Below are 23,012 nucleotides of genomic sequence, written 5' to 3'. Positions count from 1 at the left end.
TTAATTCATTAGTAGGCAATCTGTCCAATCTAGGTTGTCGTCTAACACACCGATCAATGCTAAACCTATACCTGAGTAACCCATTAAGAAAGTGCAATCTTCTTGATGTATCTTATCAAGTCCATTGTAGGAATATAGTGCTTCTAAGCCACTTTCTTGATATTTGTTTAACCCATACTCTAGCCAATTTAAGGCCGCTTGATGCAGCTTAGGATGTGGCATCACTTTGTTGAGCAATTGATAGATCGTCACTAAACCAAAGAAGCCATGGCAAAGCCCCGCATCGTTAATATGACCATGTTTAGCGTCTCTATCCACATTAAATAGTGCAATTTCTTGTGCACGTTCAACATAGCTTGGCATATCTAAGGCTCGCCCCACTCTTGCCAGCGTCAACGCAATAGTTAAATCGCCATAGCACCATCCCAAGCGAGAATGACTATTATCATTTGCACACGAGCCAAAACAGGACTGCTTGTCATCGGCTTGACTCTGTTGCTCAAGCAGCCAATCGCAGCTTGAGACAATAAGTTTCTTCGCACGGGCACTGATGCTTGCGTCTTCAAGTGCTGGTATCAGCGCTGCAATGATGCCAGGTACACCATGGGCAAGACCAAGATTAAATTCATGCTGTTCAAGGTTTTCTTTATCAAATCGATAGACTGAGTGCTTTGGTTGAGACCAAGCTAATTGATCGCCATCTAGGCTGATAGCAACCGACTCATAACCTGTGACAAGTCGGTCGAATAAGGTCGTTTGTTTGGTCTTTTTGGCTCTGCGAGCAATGTAAGGCGCGTACCCAGCTAATCCAAGTACCATTTCAATTTCTCCCGTCCAAGGTGAGAAATCGAGCGCCGTAGCAAAGAAATTGTCTATTTCTTCAAGTAACTCAGAGTCGTAGTCTTCATCGTTGTATTGATTGAAATACTCCAATACCCAAGCTTGACCAGCGAGTCCAGAACTTAATTCAGGTGTTTGCTCAGCCAGCTCATTCTGTAACTTTTCAAGAGCTTGGTTAAACGTCTGCTCATCAACCCAAGCTTCATTATAGTTAGAAGCCCGGTACAAAAATAATAGATGACCGGCTAAGCCACTTAGAAGACCATTACTAGTGACCTTTTCCAGATCAGTTTCCACTCGTTTAGCGAGCGCGGCCACCATCGGCTTAATTTGTTGTTTTTGTTTATCTGACGCCTTTAGCATACTTATCCTTGTTTAAACTCTATTGTGCATATCTGTTCTGTCTTTACTATAGGTAAGTTAACCTTTTGACTAGATAAACTCAAACAATTGAAACAATAGAAACAAAAAAACACAAAATAAAAAACAAAAGATTGACAATTGTGACAACTATCGTTAGCTTATTTTTTGTTCACACAAAATTGTGTGATAAAGGATTAACAAAAAAGGACTTTATCTAAATACAATAAGTTAAGGATAAAAAATGAAATTAAAACTAAATAAAAAGTGCATAAAAGCACTATCTAACGACAGCAAGTCAATCCCTGCTAATATGACACCTCAAATTGCTGGCGGTGATGTACAAGCAAACTCACCAGCAGGGTCAATATTAACTGACCGCTATGGTGATTGCTGGACAGGCCGTAATCACTCTTGCCGTGAACACACTTGTCAGATCCCATAACCCAAGATACTGAAATTATAGAGTAGAGAGTATTCTCTACTCTTGTCACCCTCTAAAGACTTTCCTTTTCGACATATAGCCAGAGAGTTTTGATGATAACTCCGCTCTCGCGTCTTACTAGCACCCAGATCCCCACATCCTTGTAGGCAAGACGAATTTGCGCACCAATAGCTGGGATTGGAACTGAATTCAACATACTTAACGCTAAAACAGGCAGCTAGAAAGGCATTAACGGGTTAGCTGAAGGGGCTGAAACCACGATGAGTGGTCACAAATAAAGATAAAGCGAGCCAATCGCTCGCTTTATCTATTCAGACTCTGATGTTGAGGTTTGCTCTTCATCCTCATGATGTTCGGGCTTTTTGAGCTTGATTTCTCTATCTGCCGAAGCAATGGTCTCTTTACGATGAGCAATAATAATACGGGTGATCTTCAACCGTGATACCGCATCATTGATATCTTCTTCAAGTCCGGTATCTAAATGACTGGTAGCTTCATCCATGAACAGAATTTTAGGGTCTTTGTACAATGCACGCGCCAGAATGATCCGCTGCTTTTGGCCGCCAGATAAACTCGACCCCATATCACCAATTAAACTGTCATAACCCATCGGCATTTCACTGATATCATCATGAATTGCAGCAAGTTGAGCACAATGTACGACCTTTGACATATCGATTGGAGAGTCAAAAAAAGCGATGTTATCAGCAACCGTCCCGGATAGTAGCTCGTCATCTTGCATCACAGCAGCAATTTGCTGACGATATTGCCTTGCGCCAATTTGGCTAAGTGATACGCCGTCTACCAAAATCTCTCCACTAGAGGGCTTGTTTAAACCTAGCATTAGCTTAAGCAAGGTAGATTTGCCACAGCCAGAAGGTCCTGTGATCGCCACAGATTCACCTGCATGTATGGTTAGGTTGAGCTTGTCGATAACATTAGGGGTTGCATCTGAGTAAGCAAAGGAGATGTTTTTCACCTCTATTTTGCCTTTAATATCCAGTTGTCGGTATTGATCCGGCTGTAATTCTTCTTTGTCAGTGAGTGCGATATCTGCGATACGATCAAAATGCAGACCAAGCATCTTAAACTCAATCAACTTCTCGATTAAGTTAGCCGTCTTATCCATAAACTGACGTTTGTATGACATAAAGGCAAATAACATCCCGGTACTAAAGCCACCAGCAATCACCAAGTGGGCGGCTAAATACACCACGATGATATTTTCAATCCCAAATAATGCGCGATTAATGGCGTCGTAGCCAATATTGAAATTACCCAAGCGAATATTGTGGTTAATGGCGCTGGCATAACGGTTTTGCCATTGGCCTTCTCGCTTCACCTCAGAGCCAAACAGCTTTATCGTCTGGATCCCGCGCACTGTTTCCATAAAGTTAGAATTCTCTTCCGCGCGGGCCATGATTTCTTGCTCACTAATATTGCGAAATGGCTTATACATGGCAATACGAATGATGGCGTAAGCAATAACGGCAACGAGTACTACGGCAGATAGCATGGGGCTATAAAAGAAAATCATCGCCAAGGTAATAATCGCCATCAAACCGTCAATTATCGCCTCAATAACCCCAGTAGTGAGAAGCTGTTTTACCTGTTGTAGTGAGCTAAACCTAGAAACAACATCTCCCATATGACGTTTTTCAAAATAAGAGATAGGTAAGCGTACCAAGTGATGAAACAAGTTAGCACCGAGTTGGATATTCATCTGATTACCAAAGTGCAATAGGGTAAAACCCCGCAACGCATTGGTCGCAATCTCGAAGAGCAATACCAAAAAGAAGCCCACGGCAAGTACGGTCAGTAGCGAGGTATCTCCTGTCAGGATGACATCGTCTATGACTAACTGGATATAGTAAGGTGCAGCAAGTGTGAATACTTGCAACAAAATAGAGAGAATAAAAATGAGCAGTAACGAACGTTTTAAGCCCGTAATGCGGCTCCAAAAGTCAGAAAACTTGAGACTCGCCTTTTGCTCTTTCTTTTCGAAGTCCTTCGTAGGTGTCAGCTCCAGCGCTACTCCAGTAAAATGTTTAGAAGCCTCTTCAATCGAGAAGGTCTTTTCGCCACCAGCGGGGTCATGGATCACAATACGCTTTTGATTGGCCTTTTTTAGCACCACAAAATGATTCATATCCCAGTGCAAAATAGCCGGAGTTTGCAGCGCGTCCAAATCTTCAAGTTCAATTCTAAGCGGTCTTGAAGTGAGATGAAGCTTTTCAGCAAAGTGCATAATATCGAGCAGCGTACAGCCTTCAATTGAGATGCTAAAACGCTGTCTTAATCGTGTTAAGTCAGTCTGATAACCGTGATACCCAGCAACCATGGCAAGGCTTGCAAGGCCGCACTCAGCGGCTTCAGATTGGATGATCACAGGTAAAGATTTACGCGACCAAAACTCTAACTTATTGGCTGCGCCTTCATGTTCCATTTCCATATCAACCCTTTTACTTCTTATAACTGACCTTTGATGCTAAACACGGGGTCAAATAGCCAACGTAATAACGAACGCTCTTCTACCACTATGTCCGCATCTAGCGTCATACCCGCTCGCAATGCGGTATCTTTACCGTATGCCTTCACAACTTGCTCATCTAGCTCGACAACAACCCGGTATGCAGGCTCCTGAATAATACCTGGCATATTGGTTTCTTCAGGCAAGATCACACTATTACTAAGTTCAACGATTTTCCCTTGATAGATACCAAACTTCTCATAGGGGAAGGCATGATAGCGCAGCTTTGTCTGTTGTCCTGTTTTGATAAAACCAAAAGCAGAAGTTGGAATATAAACAATGGCCTGCATATCACTATCTTCAGGGATCACCGTTAATAGGTGCTGCCCCGTCGACACACTTTTGCCTGTTTTAGCGAGTAACCCTGTTACCACACCAGACTGTGCGGCACGAATTTCTCCCAATCGCTCTTGTTCAATGGAGGAAATTTGGATCAATAAGTCGGCTTGTTGTGATTGCAGCTGAGAAATACGGCTCTGATGCTCAATGGGCAGCTTCGCCAGCTGGTTTTTAATATTCTTTAACTGGGATTGCAGTGCGATACGCTCTGATCGGATCGAGGAGGATTGCTGCTTCAGTGACAATAAAGTGTCTTTTTGTCGCTGTAGTTCTAACTCGGAGATATAACCCGTCCCCTTTAACGTAGCGATTTGTGAAACTAAGTCTTGATTGAGTAGCAACCGCTCCTGAAATGTAGCAGCTTGACGCTCAAGCTCGTTGAGTTTCTCTTTCGCGGAACTCTCTTGTTGCTGCAGCTCTGCCATATCAAGTTGATGCTGGCCACGCAGTTGCTCTATCTGCTGCAATAAATTTTGCTGCTGAAAGCGATACTGATTGAGTAATGCTTGATTTAACTCCGTGGCTTCAGTGCTGTGCTTTGCAGATGCAATGCGTAACAAAGGCTGACCTGCTGTTACTTTTTCACCTTCTTTAACCAACACTTCAGAGACAATACCTTGCTGCATAGCAGCAACACGTAAAAGCCCACCACTGGGCTCAATAACGCCAGATACTCTTTCCTTTCTGGCATAGCTACCACTTGAGAGAAACACAATACTTAAAATAACAACCACTAAGATGAGTAACCCCAACGTTTTAAATACAGGCGGCTGAATTAAACTGATCGTGCCCTCTAAGCGATGCTGTTTATGCTCTAACACCTCACGGCGAAATAAATTTTCCATAGCACTTATCGGGTAATATTATTGTTAATATTTTTTTATTGAAAATACAATGTACCACGGGCGGTAACAGAAAGGAATGATATAAGGCAAGTCATTACTTGCCTTATATCGATATAGTCTAGTGTTGTGCTATCTATATGATGTGATTGATTAAATAGCCTTACGACTTCTTCGTTGGGCGTTGCCAACCATCTAGATTTCGCTGTTTACCTCGCGCCACCGCTAACTGTTCCTCTTTTACTGTAGCAGTAATCACTGAGCCAGCACCTATGGTTGCGGTACTACCAATTTCAACCGGTGCAACTAAAGAGGAGTTTGAGCCAATAAAGGCATTGTCGCCAATAATGGTCTTAGACTTATTCACACCATCATAGTTACAGGTAATTGTACCAGCACCGATATTCACCTTTTCACCGATTTCCGCATCGCCTAGATAAGTCAGATGGTTTGCTTTAGAGCCTTTACCTAAGCGGGATTTTTTCATCTCAACAAAGTTACCTATGTGAGAGTCCTCTTCCATCACCGCACCGGGGCGAAGACGAGCAAATGGCCCTAAAGTACATTTATCGGCTACTTGCGCATCTTCGATAAGTGTATTGGCTTTGATCACCACACCATTGCCAATTTTACAGTTTTTAAGTACGCAGTTGGGACCAATAATCACATCGTCACCCACTTCAACGTTTCCTTCAAACACCACATTCACATCGATTTGAACATCTTGACCTGTGATGACTTGGCCTCGCACATCAATGCGGGCAGGATCTGCTAAGCTGGCACCATTGAGCATTAAAGTTTCAGCCTGCCAAGCTTGATAAGCGCGCTCCAATGCAGCCAATTGCACTCGGTTATTTGCACCTTCAACTTCCATTTTATCGTCTGGTTGTGCTGAGGTGATCTCCACTCCTTCGCTGTGCGCCATAGCAACGATGTCAGTGAGATAATATTCACCTTGTGCATTATTGTTAGAAAGCTGTCCCAGCCACTTTTTCAAGAGCTTACCATTAGCAGCCATAATGCCTGTGTTTATCTCTGTAATAGCGAGTTGTTCTTCAGACGCATCTTTTTGCTCAACAATGCCAACCAATTTGCCATGCTCTCGCAGCATGCGCCCGTAGCCAGCAGGGTTTTCCAGATCCACAGTCAATACAGCTAAGCCTTCGTCAGGTGTCACATCCAGTAACCGTTGTAGCGTGCTTTTTTTTGTAAGTGGAACATCACCATAAAGAATTAAAACTTTATCATTGTCATTAATATGCGATTTTGCCACTGCAACCGCATGACCTGTGCCTAACTGCTCAGCTTGGTGGACCCAGTTGACTTCATTGTGCGATAGTGCAGTCTGAAGCTGCTCGGCACCATGACCATATACGAGATTAGTAGAATGAGCGCCAAGTGAAACAGCGTTATCAATCACATGCTGAACCATAGGTTTTCCAGCAATAGGATGAAGAACTTTAGGCAGTTTGGAACGCATACGAGTGCCTTTACCCGCAGCAAGAATAATTGTATTTAATGGCATGAACACAGGATCCTTTTTCTTGTGTCTGTTAAACAAATGTACTTTTCAATTCCTATGCCTTTAACGCCATCACTTCTATGTGTATCGCGACACCCTAAACCAGCAGGCAGTTTAGCACTTACTCAGTACAAGTTTTGCGTTATTGTAGCGGGGATTGCTCAGAAACGTAAGAGAGTATTTTATTAGCTTGATATTGATGCGTAGCGAATAGAAAATCGAGCCGTACACTTTGACATATGAGGGGTAACTGACAAGTCACATTGTGTACTTTGTACCTTCCGTAATCAGTGTGGAGCAGTATCAAACACAGAGAACAGGTCTGTATAATCCCATCACTCCCATCCAATTAGAGTAATTTGGCTACAATAACAGGAATAAAAAAACCCACGCAATGCGTGGGTTTTTGATAACCAGATAGGTGGCTGCTTATTTGCGCAGCTGGCGTAGAAGGCGTAGTTGAGCAAGGGCTTCTTCAAGCTGCAATGCTGCACGCTGGTAATCCAGCTCGCTTGCAGTGCCTGAAGCCAATTGCGCTTCCGCTTCACGTTTAGCGTCTTCAGCAGCTTGCTCATCAAGTTCATCCGCACGAATAGCCACGTCCGCAAGAACGGTAACTGTTTGTGGTTGAACTTCTAGCGTACCGCCGGCAACGTAGATAACTTCTTCTGAGCTATCAGCTTTAACCAAACGTACCATACCAGGTTTTAGGCCAGTCAGTAGTGGCGCGTGGCCAGGGTGAATACCAAGTTCACCTTCACTACCTGTCACTTGAATCGTAGCCACTTCGCCAGAGAATAAACTCTGCTCTGCACTTACTACGTCAAGGTGTACTGTCATTGCCATAACAACCTCCTAATTACATGTTTTTAGCTTTATCGATCGCTTCGTCGATTGAGCCAACCATGTAGAATGCCTGCTCAGGCATATCATCGTATTCACCGTTTAGGATGCCCTTAAAGCCAGAGATTGTGTCTTTAAGAGATACGTATTTACCAGGTGCACCTGTGAATACCTCAGCAACGAAGAACGGCTGAGATAGGAAACGCTGGATCTTACGTGCACGAGATACAACTTGCTTATCTTCGTCAGATAGCTCGTCCATACCTAGAATTGCGATGATGTCTTTCAGCTCTTTATAACGCTGTAGAACTGTCTGAACGCCACGTGCTGTGTCGTAGTGCTCTTGACCGATAACTTGTGGGTCAAGCTGACGTGAAGTTGAATCTAGAGGGTCTACCGCAGGGTAGATACCTAGAGACGCGATATCACGAGAAAGTACTACTGTCGCATCTAAGTGAGCAAACGTTGTTGCTGGTGATGGGTCAGTCAAGTCATCCGCAGGTACGTATACCGCTTGGATTGAAGTGATTGAACCTGTCTTAGTTGATGCGATACGCTCCTGTAGAACACCCATTTCTTCAGCTAGTGTAGGCTGGTAACCTACTGCTGAAGGCATACGACCTAGCAGTGCTGATACTTCAGTACCTGCTAGAGTATAACGGTAGATGTTATCTACGAAGAATAGTACGTCACGACCTTCGTCACGGAACTTCTCAGCCATTGTAAGACCAGTTAGTGCAACACGTAGACGGTTACCCGGTGGCTCGTTCATCTGGCCATATACTAGCGATACTTTATCTAGTACGTTTGAGTCGTTCATCTCATGGTAGAAGTCATTACCCTCACGAGTACGCTCACCAACACCTGCGAATACTGAGTAACCGCTGTGCTCGATTGCGATGTTACGGATAAGTTCCATCATGTTTACGGTTTTACCTACACCCGCACCACCGAATAGACCAACTTTACCACCTTTAGCGAATGGACATACAAGGTCGATAACCTTGATACCAGTCTCTAGAAGCTCAACTGAGTTGCTCTGCTCTTCGTATGTTGGAGCTGCACGGTGAATAGACCAACGCTCTTCTTCACCAATTGGACCCGCTTCATCAATCGCGTCACCAAGTACGTTCATGATACGACCTAGTGTTGCTGTACCAACTGGAACCTTAATTGGTTCAGCTGTACCTTCTACTGGAGTACCACGACGTAAACCGTCAGTACTACCTAGTGCGATACCACGTACCACACCGCCACCTAGCTGCTGTTGCACTTCTAGTGTCAAACCAGCTAAGTCGCCTTCTGTAACTTTTAGTGCGTCATATACGGCTGGCACGTTGTCTTGTGGAAACTCGATGTCCACAACGGCGCCGATAATTTGGACGACCTTACCTAAACTCATGTCTATTCCTCTTATTAAACTTTGCCGAAGCGTTACACGGCAGCCGAACCGCTCACAATCTCACTGATTTCTTGTGTGATTGCGGCTTGACGTGCCTTGTTGTATACCAGCTGTAGCTCATCAATCAGGCCACCTGCGTTGTCAGTTGCGGCTTTCATCGCAACCATACGGGCAGCTTGTTCAGAGGCAGCATTCTCAACTACACCTTGGTAGACCTGAGACTCAATAAAGCGCACTAATAGTGTCTCTAAAATCGCCTCTGGGCTTGGCTCATATAAGTAATCCCAAGCGTGAGCTGATACATCTTCTTCAGCTTTTGGCAAAGGTAATAACTGATCGATAACAGGCTCTTGTTTCATTGTGTTGACAAACTGGTTGTACACAACAAATAAGCGGTCAATTTTGCCTTCTTCGAATGCTTTAAGCATTACTTTCACAGGACCGATAACATCCTGAACAGAAGGCGTATCTCCTAACCCGGTCTTTTTGGCTTCTAGTTCACCGCCAAAACGTTTGAAGAAACCAGCAGCTTTACTGCCAAGAGTTGCGAACGTTGCCTCAACCCCTTTGTCTTTCCACGCTTTTGCGTCTTTCACTACTTTCTTAAACTCATTTGAGTTCAAGCCGCCACATAGACCACGGTCTGTAGAGATAACGATATAACCAACTCGCTTCACATCACGTTCTTCTAAGAACGGGTGATGGAAGTCAAGATTAGCCTGAGCAACACGACCGATCACTTTGCGTAAGTTTTCAGCGTATGGACGACTCGACGCTACGCGTTCTTGTGCCTTCTTCATTTTTGAAGCGGCAACCATCTCCATTGCGCTGGTGATCTTTTGAGTATTCTTGATACTCCCGATCTTGCTTTTTATCTCTTTTCCGCTGGCCATGACTCTCTCTCCGAATCTCGGTGAGTAGTTACCTACTCACCTTAATAACACATTACCAAGTTTGCGTAGATTTGAACTTCTCTAGAAGTTCTTTAAGCTGCGCTTCGATCTCGGCGTTGTAGTTACCAGTTTCATTGATTTGAGCCATTAGCTCTGCGTACTCGCTCTTCGCAAATGCGATTAGGCTTGCTTCGAAATCAAGGATTTTGTTGATTTCAACATCTTTAAGATAGCCTTTCTCTACTGCGAATAGCGGTAATGACATATCAGCAACAGACATTGGTGCGTACTGTTTCTGCTTCATTAGCTCTGTTACACGCTCACCGTGTTCAAGCTGTGCACGCGTTGCATCATCAAGGTCAGAAGCGAACTGAGAGAACGCCGCTAGTTCACGATACTGAGCTAGCGCTAGACGGATACCACCACCTAGTTTCTTAACGATTTTAGTTTGCGCTGCACCACCTACACGAGATACCGAGATACCAGCGTTAACCGCTGGACGGATACCTGCGTTGAACAAGTCAGTTTCTAGGAAGATCTGACCATCAGTGATTGAGATAACGTTGGTAGGTACGAATGCAGAAACGTCACCACCTTGAGTTTCAATGATTGGCAATGCCGTCAATGAACCTGTTTTACCTTTCACTTCACCATTTGTGAACTTCTCAACGTAGTCAGCGTTTACACGAGACGCACGCTCTAGAAGACGTGAGTGAAGATAGAATACGTCACCTGGGTATGCTTCACGGCCTGGTGGACGCTTAAGTAGTAGTGAGATTTGACGGTAAGCAACAGCTTGCTTAGACAAATCATCATATACGATTAGTGCATCTTCACCGCGGTCACGGAAGTATTCACCCATAGTACAACCAGAGAATGGAGCTAGGAACTGAAGTGCAGCTGATTCTGAAGCAGAAGCAACAACAACAATCGTGTTCTCAAGCGCACCGTGCTCTTCTAGTTTACGTACTACGTTAGCAATAGTAGATGCCTTTTGACCAACCGCTACGTACACACACTTAACGCCTGTGTCTTTTTGGTTGATGATAGCATCGATTGCTAGTGCTGTTTTACCAGTCTGACGGTCACCGATCACAAGCTCACGCTGACCACGACCAACTGGGATCATCGCATCGATAGATTTGTAACCAGTTTGTACTGGCTCATCTACTGATTGACGCTCGATTACGCCAGGTGCGATTTTTTCAACTGCTTCAAAACCATCGTTATCAACAGCGCCTTTACCGTCGATTGGCTCACCTAGCGTGTTAACAACACGACCTAGTAGACCACGGCCTACTGGTACTTCAAGGATACGACCAGTTGATTTAACTTTTACGCCTTCTTTAAGGTCAGCGTATGGACCCATAACTACTGCACCTACTGAGTCACGCTCAAGGTTTAGTGCGATAGCATAACGGTTGCCAGGAAGCTCGATCATCTCACCCTGCATACAGTCAGCAAGACCGTGGATACGGATGATACCGTCGGTAACAGATACGATAGTACCTTCGTTACGCGCTTCACTTACAACTTCAAACTGTTCAATGCGTTGCTTGATCAGTGCAGAAATTTCTGTGGAATTAAGTTGCATGCTCTTTTTCCCAATTACGATTGTAGCGACGTCGCAAGACGCTCTAATTTGCCGCGAACAGAACCGTCAATTACGGTGTCACCGGCTTTAATCACTAGGCCACTTACAATGGCTTCGTCGATGCTACAATTCAGCTTAACTTTGCGTGCGAAACGTTTCTCAAGTGCCGCGACCAATTTTGCTTGCGCATCATCCGCAAGCGCTGTTGCCGAAACCACATCTACTTCGATTTCTTTGTCATAGTCTGCTTTAAATTCAGCAAACAACTCTGCAACAGCTGGAATGGCAGCTAAACGCTCATTTTCGGCCATCAGCTTGATAAGGTTTTGACCTTGTTCGTTGAGTTGCTCAGCACATAACTTGATGATGATTTCAGACTGCTGCGTTTCAGTAGCGATGCTACCTAGTAGCGCCTGAACCTGTTCGTCGCTGGTAACTTGACCAGCGAAGAACAGCATTTCATTCCAAGCTTCAACTGTGCCTTTTTCAACGGCAAGTTCAAAAGCCGCTTTAGCGTATGGGCGAGCGATAGTAGTCAATTCAGACATGCTCATACCCCCTGCTTAAAGCTCAGCGACAAGTTTTTCAACGATGTCACTGTGTGTGGCTTGATTGATTTCACGCTCTAAAATCTTCTCAGCGCCTGCGATAGAAAGTGCAGCGACTTGCGAACGCAGCTCTTCTTTCACACGGTTGCGCTCAGACTCAATTTCAGAGTGTCCCTGAGCAATGATTTTTTCACGCTCTTGCTGACCACGAGTAGTCTCTTCGTCAACAATTAGCGCAGCACGCTTCTTAGCTTGTTCGATGATTTCAGCCGCTTGTGCTTTCGCTTCTTTCAGCTGTTCAGCACCTTGTGCACGTACGCGCTCAAGTTCTTTTTCAGCTTCATCAGATGCCGCTAAACCATCTTCGATTTTCTTCTGGCGAGCTTCAATCGCACCATTTAGTGGTGGCCATACGAACTTCATACAGAACCATACGAAGACCACAAATGCGATTAATTCACCTATTAGAGTGGCGTTTAAGTTCACGACCGCTCCTCCTTACTTGACAGTTGTTCGTTTCAGGTATTTTGCAATATTAAAGAGCGAACAACATGTACATAGCGATACCTACACCGATCATTGCAACGGCATCGATAAGACCAGCTAGGATGAACATTTTAACTTGTAGTGAAGGCGCAAGCTCAGGTTGACGAGCACATGCTTCTAGGAACTTACCACCCATGTTACCGAAGCCTAGTGCAGTACCGATAGCACCAAAACCGATTAGTAGTGCAACAGCGATAAGTTTAATAGCAACTGCGATTTCCATTTTTATCTCCAAAGTTTCAATAGTAAATTAAAGTTTAAGTTTAAATTTAAGTATAAAAAATCTTTACTGTTCAGCTGATTAGTGACTTTCTGTACTAGCCATGCTGAGGTAAACGATTGTCAGCATCATAAATACAAATGCTTGCAGTACGATTACCATAATGTGGAATACTGCCCACACGAAGTGCAGTGGTAACTGCATCAAACCAATTGCACCGATAAGGATGAAAATCATCTCACCAGCGTACAAGTTACCGAACAAACGTAGTGCTAGCGAGAACGGCTTAGCAACCAGCGCGATGGTTTCAAGTAACAAGTTAAACGGGATCAACACTGCCATCATTAGTTTGTTTTTAGAGCTAAATGGGTGCAATGTTAATTCTGCAATAAAGCCACCGATGCCTTTGATTTTGATTGAATAACCGATCATCAGAATAAACACACCTAGCGCCAGCGCAGCTGTCATGTTTAAGTCTGTTGTAGGTACAATCTTCATGTACACATCGTGTGAGTCCATACCAAATGCTTGTTCACCAACAAAGCCAGCGAATGCAGGTAGGAAGTCAACAGGAACTAAGTCCATCAAGTTCATTAGGAATACCCAAACGAAGATCGTTAGGGCTAAAGGTGCAACTAACTTGCTGTTACCGTGATAAGTGTCACGAACGTTGGCACCAACGAACTCAACTACCATTTCGATAAAGCACTGGAATTTACCAGGAACACCTATAGTGGATTTTTTAGCGGCACTTCGGAAGATCCATAAAAATATCAGACCTAAACCGATTGACCATGCGAGGGTATCTACATGCCATGTCCAGAAACCACTATCCGCACATGCTTTGTTGAAGGCAAGACCGGCATCGGTCGAGCACATCTTGGCATTGGTCAAGTGGTGCTGAATATGGCTTGATAGAGTAACTTCTTCTGCAGCCATGTTTTATCCCAAAAGTTAATGATTAAAAAAAATCAGGACCAACCATTGTGTTAGCATCACGAGCATATAAGCGCCAAAAAAAGGCAGCATCATTACTGAAAAATGCTTAAAAATCAGTGCAAAGAGCACAACAGTTAGCAAAAATTTTAATCCATTTCCTCGTTTTATCGAGGAATATACTTGATTTGCTTTGCTTGCACCCATAAATCTAAAGGCATAAGCGGCAAATACAAAATTAGGGAGTACCAACACCGCACCGCCAGCTAACGCTGAAACTCCGGCTTGTACTCCCCAACCCATAAAAACGATTACTGCAGCGACTAATGCTACGATACCCTGAATCAAAACACCTTTTAATGCGGCTCGCCGATACGGGCGGGCTAACGAATGAGTCACTTTATATTAACCTTAATGACGTTAAATTTTATCAGGGTATGAAAACTGGCGAAATTATACTTGTTTCTGCTTAATTTGCAACTTGACGAGGTGAAATGTGACGTTTTTTGGACGCTAAATTGGTCGATTTTTGTTAAGTAAGATAGGTAAAATTAGCGCCAATGCAAGAGTGGTTATTTTTACAACAATGTCCTCTGGGTTTCTGCTCATTTGAAATGTATCTGTAGCGATAGTGTGCAGTGTGGTGTGAGCAAGCACACCACACTAAACCATCACCTATTCGGCTTCATTCATCTCAGGATTGATCCGGCCTAAAATACCGTCCAATTCATCTAAGCTAGCGTAAGAAATGACTAGCTTACCTTTGCCTTTTTGGTTGTAGTTTATTTCTACTTTTGCGCCAAGGTTTTCTTGCAATTGTTGTTCTAGCAGCTGCACATCCGGATCTTTTTGCTTGGCTTCTTTCTTTTCAACCGGTTCCAATATTGAGCGAACGAGCTTCTCGGTCTCGCGCACAGTTAGTCCTTTTGCAACCGCCGTTCTAGCCGCTTCTGACTGTGCTTCACCACTTAGTGCAAGTAAACAACGAGCATGACCCATTTCAATATCACCATGCTCCAACAAGATTTTTACATCATCATTGAGGTTGTTGAGGCGAAGTAAATTGGTTACCGTTGTACGCGATTTCCCCACCGCATCCGCAACTTGCTGATGTGTTAGCTCGAATTCATTTAGCAGCCGATCTAACGCAATCGCTTCTTCCATTGCATTAAGGTCTTCACGCTGAATGTTTTCAATTAAGGCTATTGCAACAGCAGCTTCATCCGGCACGTCTTTAATTAAACATGGAACGGTCTCTTGCTTGGCCAATTGAGCCGCACGCCAGCGCCTTTCACCGGCAATAATTTCAAAACTCTGCGCGGCGACTTTACGCACCACAATCGGTTGTAAAATTCCTTGAGAGCGGATCGAACTTGCCAATTCTTCCAGCGCTTGTTCAGACATATCTTTACGCGGCTGGTACTTACCAGGCTTAAGCCACTCAATCGGTAACCGCTGCAACTCTTGTTCAACAGCAGGTTCTGCTGGCTTATCAGTAACAGGAGCTAAGTTCTCTTCTTGACTGGGTGCAGGTGCCGCAGCACTTGGATTAGGTTTAGCAGAACTCAGTAGGGCATCCAACCCTCGACCTAAACCACGTTTTTTAACCGACATGTTCTTTTTATCCTCTTAGGCAACAGCAGCCGCTTGCTTTTCTTTGCGTCTTAGCATTTCACCCGCTAAGGCAAGATAAGCTTTCGCACCGCTAGACGCTCTATCATAATACATCGCAGGCGCTCCAAAACTTGGCGCCTCCGCCAATCGCACATTACGAGGGATCACAGTACGGTACACTTTATCGCCAAAGTGTTGTTTTAACTGCTCAGATACATCGTTAGCTAGGCGGTTACGCGGGTCGTACATAGTGCGCAAAATGCCTTCAATTTGCAATCCTGGGTTCACCAATTTGCCCAATTGGGTAATGGTATCCATCAAGGCTGTTAACCCTTCGAGTGCATAATACTCACACTGCATTGGCACTAAAACGGCATCGGCAGCAGCCATGGCATTTACCGTAAGCATATTGAGGGAAGGGGGGCAGTCAATAAAAATGTATTCATACTTATCTTTAACTGCTTCTAACGCATTGCGCAATCTTACTTCTCGCGCAAATAGCTCCATTAATTTTACTTCCGCCGCGGTAACATCACCATTTGCTGCAATTAAATGATATTCACCGCTGGTTTCTGTTGTGATCACCTGATCCATTGGAGACTCTTCGATCAACAGATCATATACCGTTGCCACATCGCCGTATTTATCAACACCGCTCCCCATTGTTGCGTTTCCTTGGGGATCCAAATCGATCAACAGTACCTTACGTTTAGTCGCCGCCATGGACGCGGCTAAATTCACCGCAGTGGTTGTTTTACCAACACCACCTTTTTGGTTTGCTATTGCAATGACTCTTGCCACATTGTCCTCGACAATTAATCTTTAGAAAGAATGATTAAATGGCGCTCACCTTCAAGTTTTGGCACCACTAGACTAATATCTTGCGATAAACTCACGCCGTTTGGTAGATCTTCTAGCTCATCCGCAGGGTATTGCCCCTTTAGTGCTAAGAATACACCTTGGTTATCGATTAAATGTGAACACCACTGGATCATATCTTGTAGTGATGCAAAAGCACGGCTGAGTACACCGTCTAATTTAACACTTGGTTGATATTCTTCAACACGAGACTGTACCGGTGTGACATTTTCAATGCCAAGACCATGTTTTACTTGCATTAAAAATCTGACTCTTTTACCGAGGCTATCAAGCAAGACAAAATTGATGTCCGGTCTAGCAATCGCTAATACCATCCCAGGCAAGCCTGGGCCTGTGCCAACATCAATATAATTGCTACCCGTTAAATGCGGTGCAACGACCAAAGAATCCATGATGTGTTTGACCATCATTTCTTTGGGGTCTCGAACAGAAGTGAGATTGTAGGCTTTATTCCATTTATCCAGCAGCTGGACATAGTCAACCAGCTGCTGCTTTTGTTGTTCGCTTAGCTCTATAGAGGTTTCAGCGAGTAATTCATTCAATTGTTCTAATAACACAGTGTTCCACTGCTATTACGCCGACTTACGCAATAGCCCTTGCTTTTTCAGATACACTAATAATAGCGAAATAGCAGCAGGGGTGATACCAGAAATGCGAGAAGCTTGGCCAATCGTTTGTGGACGAGTGTCTGACAGCTTCGCGACGACTTCGTTAGACAGGCCACTCACTTGACTATAATCAAACTCAGCAGGTAGTACCGTTTCTTCATGACGCAGTTGCTTATTGATCTCATCTTGTTGACGAGCAATGTAGCCGGCGTACTTGGTTTGGATCTCAACTTGCTCAAGAGCAGGAATATTGTCAAACTCCGATCCTAACCCTTCAATCGCCATTAGATCATGATAATTCACCTCAGGGCGACGGATCAGATCCTCAAGACTTGCTTCACGAACCAATGGCTTTTTCAATAAGCCATTTACCGCTTCAAGTGCAGGGTGATCTTTGTGGATCCAAGTATTGCGTAAACGCTGTGCTTCTTGTTCCATTACTTCAAGCTTTTCGTTGTATGCAGCCCAGCGCTCATCGTCAACCAGTCCAAGTTCACGACCTTTTTCAGTTAATCGTAAATCAGCATTGTCTTCACGTAATAACAAGCGATACTCAGCACGAGAGGTAAACATACGGTACGGTTCTTTTGTACCTAAAGTTGCTAAATCATCAATTAATACGCCAGCATAAGCCTCGTCACGGCGTGGTGTCCATGCTTCTCGGCCCTGTACTTGAAGTGCGGCGTTCATACCTGCAATCAAACCTTGGGCACCAGCTTCTTCATATCCAGTCGTACCGTTAATTTGACCTGCGAAGAATAATCCGTTGATAAATTTAGTTTCTAATGATTGCTTGAGATCACGAGGATCGAAGAAATCATATTCAATGGCGTAACCTGGACGACAAATATGGGCATTCTCAAAGCCTTGAATAGAGCGGACAATCTCTAATTGAATATCAAATGGTAAGCTGGTGGAGATACCATTTGGATATAGTTCATATGAAGTAAGACCTTCAGGCTCAACAAAGATCTGGTGCTTTTCTTTATCGGCAAAGCGTACGATTTTATCTTCAATTGAAGGGCAGTAACGTGGACCAATACCTTCAATAACGCCAGCATACATAGGCGAGCGATGTAAATTATTGCGGATCACATCGTGAGTTTTTTCATTTGTATAAGTAATATAACAAGGGATCTGCTTTGGATGATCCGTTACTTTACCCATAAATGAGAAAACTGGAGTTGGTGTATCACCTGGTTGTTCTTGCATCACAGAGAAATCAACTGTACGTGCATCAATACGTGGTGGAGTACCCGTTTTTAGACGGTCAACACGAAAAGGCATCTCACGTAGACGCTCAGCAAGAGCGATTGAAGGTGGATCACCAGCACGACCCCCTTTGAAGTTTTCTAACCCAATATGGATTTGGCCACCCAAGAAAGTGCCTACCGTTAGCACTACTGCATTGGCACTGAAGCGCAAGCCCATTTGTGTAACCACACCTTTAACTTGATCGCCTTCAACAATAAGATCATCACAAGACTGCTGGAAGATCTTTAAGTTTTCTTGGTGCTGAAGAATATCTTGGATCGCCGCTTTATACAGTGCACGATCGGCTTGCGCACGAGTTGCTCGTACCGCAGGGCCTTTCGACGAATTAAGTGTACGAAATTGGATCCCACCTTTGTCGATTGCTTTAGCCATTGCACCACCAAGTGCATCGATCTCTTTAACCAAATGACCTTTACCAATCCCACCAATAGCAGGGTTACACGACATTTGGCCTAACGTATCCATATTGTGTGTTAACAATAAGGTATTCATACCCATACGTGCTGCTGCAAGTGCAGCTTCTGTGCCTGCGTGTCCACCACCAACAACGATGACATCAAAATGTTCATGATAAATCATTTACGGGATCCTACTTAAAACAACCGAGCAAATTTAGAAAGGATGCGTATTCTACCTAGAATTAACCAGAAGTGAAATGGTTAAACTTTGCACAACGCAAAAAAGAGATCTCTTAATATATATAAAGATCTTTTTAAAGATCTTATTGATCTTACTACTACTGATCCTTAGATCTGTGAATAGTTTTGTATTCCTGTTTAGATCCAACTGGTTAACTAAGATCAATTGATGTGAATTAGATCGGATCAACAGGCGCAAAACCTTTGATCAACTACCCTAGTTATTCACAGGGGGAGATCCGACTAATTTTATCCAATGGATAAGTAACCTTAGATCTGCAGTTAGATCAGAGGTTATCCACAATGCGATCTAAAATAGACTAAATTTGTGAATAACTTCTGTGTACTTCTGATCGCGCGACTAGGCGATGCATTCGATAAACTTAGGTAACCAAGCAACAGCGGTATCTTCAGGTAGATCGGGTTGTAAAACGTCAATTTTTGCAACTTCTAGTAAAAGCGTGGCACCCTTTTCTTTTAATAACTCAGCTAAATTCAAGGCCGCATGATTAAAAGTGTCATAACTTGAGTCACCAATTCCGATCACAGCAAAGCGCAGATCACTCAGATCAGACTTATCATTAAGGGCTGCTATAAAAGGCAATAGGTTTTCTGGGTAGTCACCTGCACCATAGGTTGATGTTACCACCAGCCATAAGGCTTGTTGGCAAGCTTCAAGTTCAGGTTGTTCATGCAAGTTCACTGAAATCCCTTGAGATTCTAGAGACTCTACAAGTTGCTCAGCGACATATTCCGCCGATCCCATTTGACTGCCAACAATAAGATCTAAAGTTTGCATTGCTACCTTACCTAAGTCTGTAATGCGCGCCATCTTAGCGTTTAACGTGAATATGTAAAGAGGGCAGAGAAGTTATTGGATAAAAAATTTTGTACAAATAGTGGCTAAAATCTAAGTTTTATGTATATCTATATGAAAAATATAAATAAAATAAAATATTCTTTGGTTTAAAGCGGTGATCTTGTTGTGGATAATCTTTGGGATAGCTGAGCTTAACCGGATCTTGTATAAGCTGTTTTTGACGATGAAGCCACTTATAAAGGCGGATTTGAAGAATAAATTATGGCTTGTGGATGATTGTTTGTGGATAACGATCTAAAAGCCCAGATTCGATCTAGGCTTTTAGATCTATATTGTTAGATCCATATAATAAAAGAATCTAAAAAAACCGTCAGATCTCAGGATTTATTTAGTTTGACAACCAAGCTGTGCTGACAGATTGTTCAAATAAGAAGTCTACCGCGCTTTCTTCAAGCAGTTTTTTAGTGGCTGACTCTTGCTGTGCTATCACATGATCGCTAAGCGCATTACCCGTAGAGATACGTTTAACTCCTAACTCTATTAGCATCTGTTTATCATTAAATCCGGGTAACAGCATTACATTGACTGGGATTAAAAGCAGGGATGTTAGGCGTTTTATTGTTGTATGCTCGGTTAAACCGGGAATAAAAAAACCATCACAACCCGCTTCTTGATAGGCGAGCGCACGTTCATACAGCGCCGCTTCTGTCCACTGTGGTTGTAAGCAAAGATCGCAACGGGCATTGATAAAAAAGTGCTCGAAACCGCCATGACGTAAAGCTTGTTTGATTGCCTGTAATAAGGCTTGATGTGCCTCTATACCGCGCAAGCTGCTCTGAGCGCTCGGCTTATCTTCAATGTTGATACCGGCAACGCCGAGTTCAGCTAATTTTAAAATATGCTGGATGATCTGATCCTGATCTGTGCTGTAACCTGCCTCTATATCAACACTTAATGGAATAGTAATGACCTTCAAGATGGCACTTACGGTTTGTAGTACATGATCAAATGTGAGTTGTTCTCCATCTTTGTAGCCCTGATGATTAGACATGCCCCAGCTTGTTGTCGCAACGGCCTGGCCACCAGCCTGTTCTATGATAAGCGCCGATAATGGATCCCAGCAGTTAGCTATAAAAAGCGGGGTTGATTGTTGGTGTAATGTGTTAAAAGTTTTAGATAAAGCCATTTTATTTCTCCTAATTTGAAGCGCTTAGGATACGTAGTGTACGGATATTGGACTGGCCAGATTTAGCACTTAACGTGATTTGTAAGGTTTACGGTTATCGCTCAGATCCTTTTTATAAGTTTGCTAACTGTTACTTTTTATTAATACTTATCAATAACTTAAAGATAAGTTTGATGTTGACCTAGTTATATGAATTCGAAATAATAGTATCGATTCTAAGGAACTACAAAAGGTAATACATGGATAAGGAACTGCACATTAGTGCTGCTGAAGGTTGGTACTCATTTCGTATTGATGCATCTGGAGAGTTGGAATTTAAACGCGTTGCACTGTGGGTTGCTGATAAACAGGGTTCTGTAAGAGGATTAATCTCTGGTACTGCCAACAAAAAATTCGCCAACTATTTATACAATGCACCATACACACACGGTGGTTATATTCATTGGGATGATATGACACCCGATCAACAGAAAAAAGCAAAGCAGGACTGTCAAATAGATATCGACAGGTTAAAAGAGCTGCAAGCAGAGGATGCTAATGTGTAGCTGAACCCGCTGTTTTGAGGTTACCGCATTTCAGTACTGTGTTTCACTCTACTAGCCTGATTAACGGGTTGTATTACGCCCGATATTCGGGCGTATGACTTACTTGAGAGTGTTGCTATTTACCGATACAAAACGAGCTAAAGATTTTGCCTAGCAAGTCATCAGAGGTGAATTCACCGGTGATCTCATTGAGATATTGCTGGGTAAGGCGTAGCTCTTCTGCCAAAATTTCACCGGCAATATGCATTTCTAGCTGAGTTTGGCCAATTTCTAGGTGTTCTGCGGCGCGCTCTAGGGCGTCTAAGTGACGACGTCGAGCCATAAAGCCACCTTCGGTTGCACCAGTAAATCCAATACAGGCTTTTAGGTGTTCCCTCAATAAATCAATGCCTTGAATATCTTTGGCACTTAGGCGAATAAGGGTATGGCCTTCACTCGTTGTTGTACCAACGGTTTCACCGCTTAAGTCGACTTTGTTGCGGATCACTGTGATTTCCATGCCTTGCGGTAGCTGCTCGATAAAGTCAGGCCAGATCTTCGCAGGATCGGTTTCGTGGGTTTCGGTGCCATCCACCATAAATAGTACGTGATCGGCACCGCGGATCTCGTCCCATGCGCGCTCGATACCTATTTGCTCTACTTTATCTGGACTATCACGAAGTCCAGCAGTGTCGATGATATGTAGCGGCATACCATCAATATGAATATGCTCACGTAGTACGTCTCGTGTTGTACCTGCGATGTCTGTAACAATCGCGGCTTCACGGCCAGCTAGGGCATTGAGTAGCGACGATTTACCAGCATTAGGGCGACCAGCAATAACCACGCGCATGCCCTCACGCATAATACTGCCTTGCTTAGCTTGTTTACGCACTTCTGTAAGTTGTTGAATAATTGCCTCTAGATCTCCCGCGACTTTGCCGTCTGATAGGAAATCAATTTCTTCATCGGGAAAATCAATCGCGGCCTCTACATACATACGAAGGTGGATTACTTTTTCTACCAATGCATTGATATGTTTAGAGAAGTCACCTTGCAAAGAGTGTAGGGCACTTTTCGCTGCTTGTTCACTGGTAGCATTGATCAAATCAGCTATGGCCTCTGCTTGCGTCAAGTCTAACTTGTCGTTCATAAAAGCACGTTCTGAGAACTCACCAGGTTTTGCTAATCGTACTTGATCGATTTGACTGATCTCCTTTAGCAGCATATCCAGCACCACGGGACCACCATGGCCTTGTAGCTCAAGTACATCTTCTCCGGTGAATGAGTTAGGACCTTGGAAGAACAGGGCTATACCTTGGTCTAACTGCTCACCTGCAAGCGTGTTGAACGGCAGGTACTCGGCATAGCGAGTTTTTGGACATTTGCCTAATATTTGCTCAGCGACCTCTTTGGCTTTACTACCTGATACTCGAATAATACCAACGCCACCGCGACCTGGTGCGGTAGCCTGTGCGGCTATGGTGTCTTGTGCGATCATGATGACTCTTTAGACTGTCTGGTTAATAGCCATAATTGTACAGCAATTGACAGATCTCAGGTATAGCTGGTGGATAATATCGCAGGGTCTTGCTGATGTTTTAATCG

The 23,012-nt window shown here is 43.7% G+C and carries 22 protein-coding genes; 2 read left to right on the top strand and 20 right to left on the bottom strand.

Features of this window, described 5'->3' with window-relative positions; translation table 11 throughout:
* Complete coding sequence (locus CEX98_RS18515; RefSeq protein WP_099643488.1) at positions 1–1,203, bottom strand: lanthionine synthetase C family protein; 1,203 nt, start codon at positions 1,201–1,203, stop codon at positions 1–3.
* A gap of 241 nt (positions 1,204–1,444) precedes the next feature.
* Between CEX98_RS18515 and CEX98_RS18510 the strand changes: the two genes are divergently transcribed.
* Entirely contained in the window at positions 1,445–1,645 is a 201-nt protein-coding gene (locus tag CEX98_RS18510) for a hypothetical protein (protein WP_099643487.1), read from the top strand.
* Between the two features lie 307 nt (positions 1,646–1,952).
* On the opposite strand, the gene CEX98_RS18505 is transcribed toward CEX98_RS18510, so the two are convergent.
* From CEX98_RS18505 to CEX98_RS18420, 18 genes are all read right to left on the bottom strand, one after another.
* On the bottom strand, positions 1,953–4,097 hold the full coding sequence (locus tag CEX98_RS18505; protein WP_099643486.1) for a peptidase domain-containing ABC transporter: 2,145 nt from the start codon (positions 4,095–4,097) through the stop codon (positions 1,953–1,955).
* Between the two features lie 17 nt (positions 4,098–4,114).
* Positions 4,115–5,359, bottom strand: a complete 1,245-nt coding sequence (locus CEX98_RS18500; protein ID WP_099643485.1) for an HlyD family secretion protein — start codon at positions 5,357–5,359, stop codon at positions 4,115–4,117.
* Between the two features lie 160 nt (positions 5,360–5,519).
* Entirely contained in the window at positions 5,520–6,881 is a 1,362-nt protein-coding gene (glmU, locus tag CEX98_RS18495) for a bifunctional UDP-N-acetylglucosamine diphosphorylase/glucosamine-1-phosphate N-acetyltransferase GlmU (RefSeq protein WP_099643484.1), read from the bottom strand.
* A gap of 426 nt (positions 6,882–7,307) precedes the next feature.
* Positions 7,308–7,724 (bottom strand): F0F1 ATP synthase subunit epsilon, encoded by a 417-nt coding sequence (locus CEX98_RS18490; protein WP_099643483.1) that lies wholly within the window; start codon positions 7,722–7,724, stop codon positions 7,308–7,310.
* 13 nt (positions 7,725–7,737) lie between these two features.
* The gene (gene atpD, locus CEX98_RS18485) at positions 7,738–9,123 is read right to left on the bottom strand and encodes a F0F1 ATP synthase subunit beta (protein WP_099643482.1); all 1,386 of its coding nucleotides are present in this window, start codon (positions 9,121–9,123) and stop codon (positions 7,738–7,740) included.
* Positions 9,124–9,155: 32 nt separating this feature from the next.
* Positions 9,156–10,016, bottom strand: a complete 861-nt coding sequence (gene atpG / locus CEX98_RS18480; protein ID WP_099643481.1) for a F0F1 ATP synthase subunit gamma — start codon at positions 10,014–10,016, stop codon at positions 9,156–9,158.
* Positions 10,017–10,068: 52 nt separating this feature from the next.
* Entirely contained in the window at positions 10,069–11,610 is a 1,542-nt protein-coding gene (atpA, locus tag CEX98_RS18475; RefSeq protein WP_099643480.1) for a F0F1 ATP synthase subunit alpha, read from the bottom strand.
* 14 nt (positions 11,611–11,624) lie between these two features.
* Entirely contained in the window at positions 11,625–12,158 is a 534-nt protein-coding gene (gene atpH, locus CEX98_RS18470) for a F0F1 ATP synthase subunit delta (RefSeq protein ID WP_099643522.1), read from the bottom strand.
* A gap of 15 nt (positions 12,159–12,173) precedes the next feature.
* Entirely contained in the window at positions 12,174–12,644 is a 471-nt protein-coding gene (atpF, locus tag CEX98_RS18465; protein ID WP_010376882.1) for a F0F1 ATP synthase subunit B, read from the bottom strand.
* 49 nt (positions 12,645–12,693) lie between these two features.
* Positions 12,694–12,927: a F0F1 ATP synthase subunit C gene (atpE, locus tag CEX98_RS18460; protein WP_010376881.1), complete on the bottom strand. Its 234-nt coding sequence runs from the start codon at positions 12,925–12,927 to the stop codon at positions 12,694–12,696.
* A 78-nt stretch (positions 12,928–13,005) separates the two neighbouring features.
* Positions 13,006–13,863 (bottom strand): F0F1 ATP synthase subunit A, encoded by an 858-nt coding sequence (gene atpB / locus CEX98_RS18455; protein WP_010376880.1) that lies wholly within the window; start codon positions 13,861–13,863, stop codon positions 13,006–13,008.
* A 15-nt stretch (positions 13,864–13,878) separates the two neighbouring features.
* The gene (locus tag CEX98_RS18450; RefSeq protein ID WP_099643479.1) at positions 13,879–14,259 is read right to left on the bottom strand and encodes an ATP synthase subunit I; all 381 of its coding nucleotides are present in this window, start codon (positions 14,257–14,259) and stop codon (positions 13,879–13,881) included.
* 276 nt (positions 14,260–14,535) lie between these two features.
* Positions 14,536–15,474 carry a ParB/RepB/Spo0J family partition protein gene (locus CEX98_RS18445; protein WP_099643478.1) on the bottom strand — a complete coding sequence of 313 codons (939 nt, stop codon included), beginning with the start codon at positions 15,472–15,474 and terminating at the stop codon, positions 14,536–14,538.
* A gap of 15 nt (positions 15,475–15,489) precedes the next feature.
* Positions 15,490–16,275, bottom strand: coding sequence for a ParA family protein (locus CEX98_RS18440; protein WP_099643477.1), 786 nt, complete (start codon positions 16,273–16,275; stop codon positions 15,490–15,492).
* 14 nt (positions 16,276–16,289) lie between these two features.
* Positions 16,290–16,910 carry a 16S rRNA (guanine(527)-N(7))-methyltransferase RsmG gene (rsmG, locus tag CEX98_RS18435; protein ID WP_099643476.1) on the bottom strand — a complete coding sequence of 207 codons (621 nt, stop codon included), beginning with the start codon at positions 16,908–16,910 and terminating at the stop codon, positions 16,290–16,292.
* 15 nt (positions 16,911–16,925) lie between these two features.
* Positions 16,926–18,815: a tRNA uridine-5-carboxymethylaminomethyl(34) synthesis enzyme MnmG gene (gene mnmG / locus CEX98_RS18430; protein ID WP_099643475.1), complete on the bottom strand. Its 1,890-nt coding sequence runs from the start codon at positions 18,813–18,815 to the stop codon at positions 16,926–16,928.
* Positions 18,816–19,235: 420 nt separating this feature from the next.
* Positions 19,236–19,673, bottom strand: coding sequence for an FMN-binding protein MioC (gene mioC / locus CEX98_RS18425; RefSeq protein ID WP_099643474.1), 438 nt, complete (start codon positions 19,671–19,673; stop codon positions 19,236–19,238).
* Between the two features lie 409 nt (positions 19,674–20,082).
* A complete protein-coding gene (locus CEX98_RS18420) occupies positions 20,083–20,880 on the bottom strand; it encodes an isocitrate lyase/PEP mutase family protein (RefSeq protein ID WP_099643473.1) in 798 nt (265 codons plus the stop codon).
* A gap of 239 nt (positions 20,881–21,119) precedes the next feature.
* Here CEX98_RS18420 and CEX98_RS18415 point away from each other — a divergent pair, with 239 nt between their 5' ends.
* Positions 21,120–21,425, top strand: a complete 306-nt coding sequence (locus CEX98_RS18415) for a hypothetical protein (RefSeq protein WP_099643472.1) — start codon at positions 21,120–21,122, stop codon at positions 21,423–21,425.
* A gap of 115 nt (positions 21,426–21,540) precedes the next feature.
* Here CEX98_RS18415 and mnmE read toward each other — a convergent pair whose 3' ends face one another.
* Entirely contained in the window at positions 21,541–22,905 is a 1,365-nt protein-coding gene (gene mnmE / locus CEX98_RS18410) for a tRNA uridine-5-carboxymethylaminomethyl(34) synthesis GTPase MnmE (RefSeq protein WP_099643471.1), read from the bottom strand.
* Positions 22,906–23,012 lie beyond the last annotated feature (107 nt).

Source organism: Pseudoalteromonas piscicida, from assembly GCF_002744175.1.
Classification (GTDB): domain Bacteria; phylum Pseudomonadota; class Gammaproteobacteria; order Enterobacterales; family Alteromonadaceae; genus Pseudoalteromonas; species Pseudoalteromonas piscicida_B.
The sequence above is the reverse complement of the archived record's forward strand: the minus strand, read 5'-3'. Positions and strand labels throughout refer to the sequence as shown.

Excerpts from the sequence above, each read along its gene's own strand:
- CEX98_RS18415 (WP_099643472.1), top strand. The coding sequence starts at position 21,120 with ATGGATAAGGAACTGCACATTAGTGCTGCTGAAGGTTGGTACTCATTT.
- glmU (WP_099643484.1), bottom strand. The coding sequence starts at position 6,881 with ATGCCATTAAATACAATTATTCTTGCTGCGGGTAAAGGCACTCGTATG.
- CEX98_RS18515 (WP_099643488.1), bottom strand. The coding sequence starts at position 1,203 with ATGCTAAAGGCGTCAGATAAACAAAAACAACAAATTAAGCCGATGGTG.
- atpE (WP_010376881.1), bottom strand. The coding sequence starts at position 12,927 with ATGGAAATCGCAGTTGCTATTAAACTTATCGCTGTTGCACTACTAATC.
- CEX98_RS18505 (WP_099643486.1), bottom strand. The coding sequence starts at position 4,097 with ATGGAAATGGAACATGAAGGCGCAGCCAATAAGTTAGAGTTTTGGTCG.
- atpD (WP_099643482.1), bottom strand. The coding sequence starts at position 9,123 with ATGAGTTTAGGTAAGGTCGTCCAAATTATCGGCGCCGTTGTGGACATC.
- mioC (WP_099643474.1), bottom strand. The coding sequence starts at position 19,673 with ATGCAAACTTTAGATCTTATTGTTGGCAGTCAAATGGGATCGGCGGAA.
- mnmE (WP_099643471.1), bottom strand. The coding sequence starts at position 22,905 with ATGATCGCACAAGACACCATAGCCGCACAGGCTACCGCACCAGGTCGC.
- CEX98_RS18490 (WP_099643483.1), bottom strand. The coding sequence starts at position 7,724 with ATGGCAATGACAGTACACCTTGACGTAGTAAGTGCAGAGCAGAGTTTA.
- atpG (WP_099643481.1), bottom strand. The coding sequence starts at position 10,016 with ATGGCCAGCGGAAAAGAGATAAAAAGCAAGATCGGGAGTATCAAGAAT.
- atpH (WP_099643522.1), bottom strand. The coding sequence starts at position 12,158 with ATGTCTGAATTGACTACTATCGCTCGCCCATACGCTAAAGCGGCTTTT.
- atpA (WP_099643480.1), bottom strand. The coding sequence starts at position 11,610 with ATGCAACTTAATTCCACAGAAATTTCTGCACTGATCAAGCAACGCATT.
- CEX98_RS18445 (WP_099643478.1), bottom strand. The coding sequence starts at position 15,474 with ATGTCGGTTAAAAAACGTGGTTTAGGTCGAGGGTTGGATGCCCTACTG.
- CEX98_RS18420 (WP_099643473.1), bottom strand. The coding sequence starts at position 20,880 with ATGGCTTTATCTAAAACTTTTAACACATTACACCAACAATCAACCCCG.
- mnmG (WP_099643475.1), bottom strand. The coding sequence starts at position 18,815 with ATGATTTATCATGAACATTTTGATGTCATCGTTGTTGGTGGTGGACAC.
- CEX98_RS18500 (WP_099643485.1), bottom strand. The coding sequence starts at position 5,359 with ATGGAAAATTTATTTCGCCGTGAGGTGTTAGAGCATAAACAGCATCGC.
- atpB (WP_010376880.1), bottom strand. The coding sequence starts at position 13,863 with ATGGCTGCAGAAGAAGTTACTCTATCAAGCCATATTCAGCACCACTTG.
- CEX98_RS18510 (WP_099643487.1), top strand. The coding sequence starts at position 1,445 with ATGAAATTAAAACTAAATAAAAAGTGCATAAAAGCACTATCTAACGAC.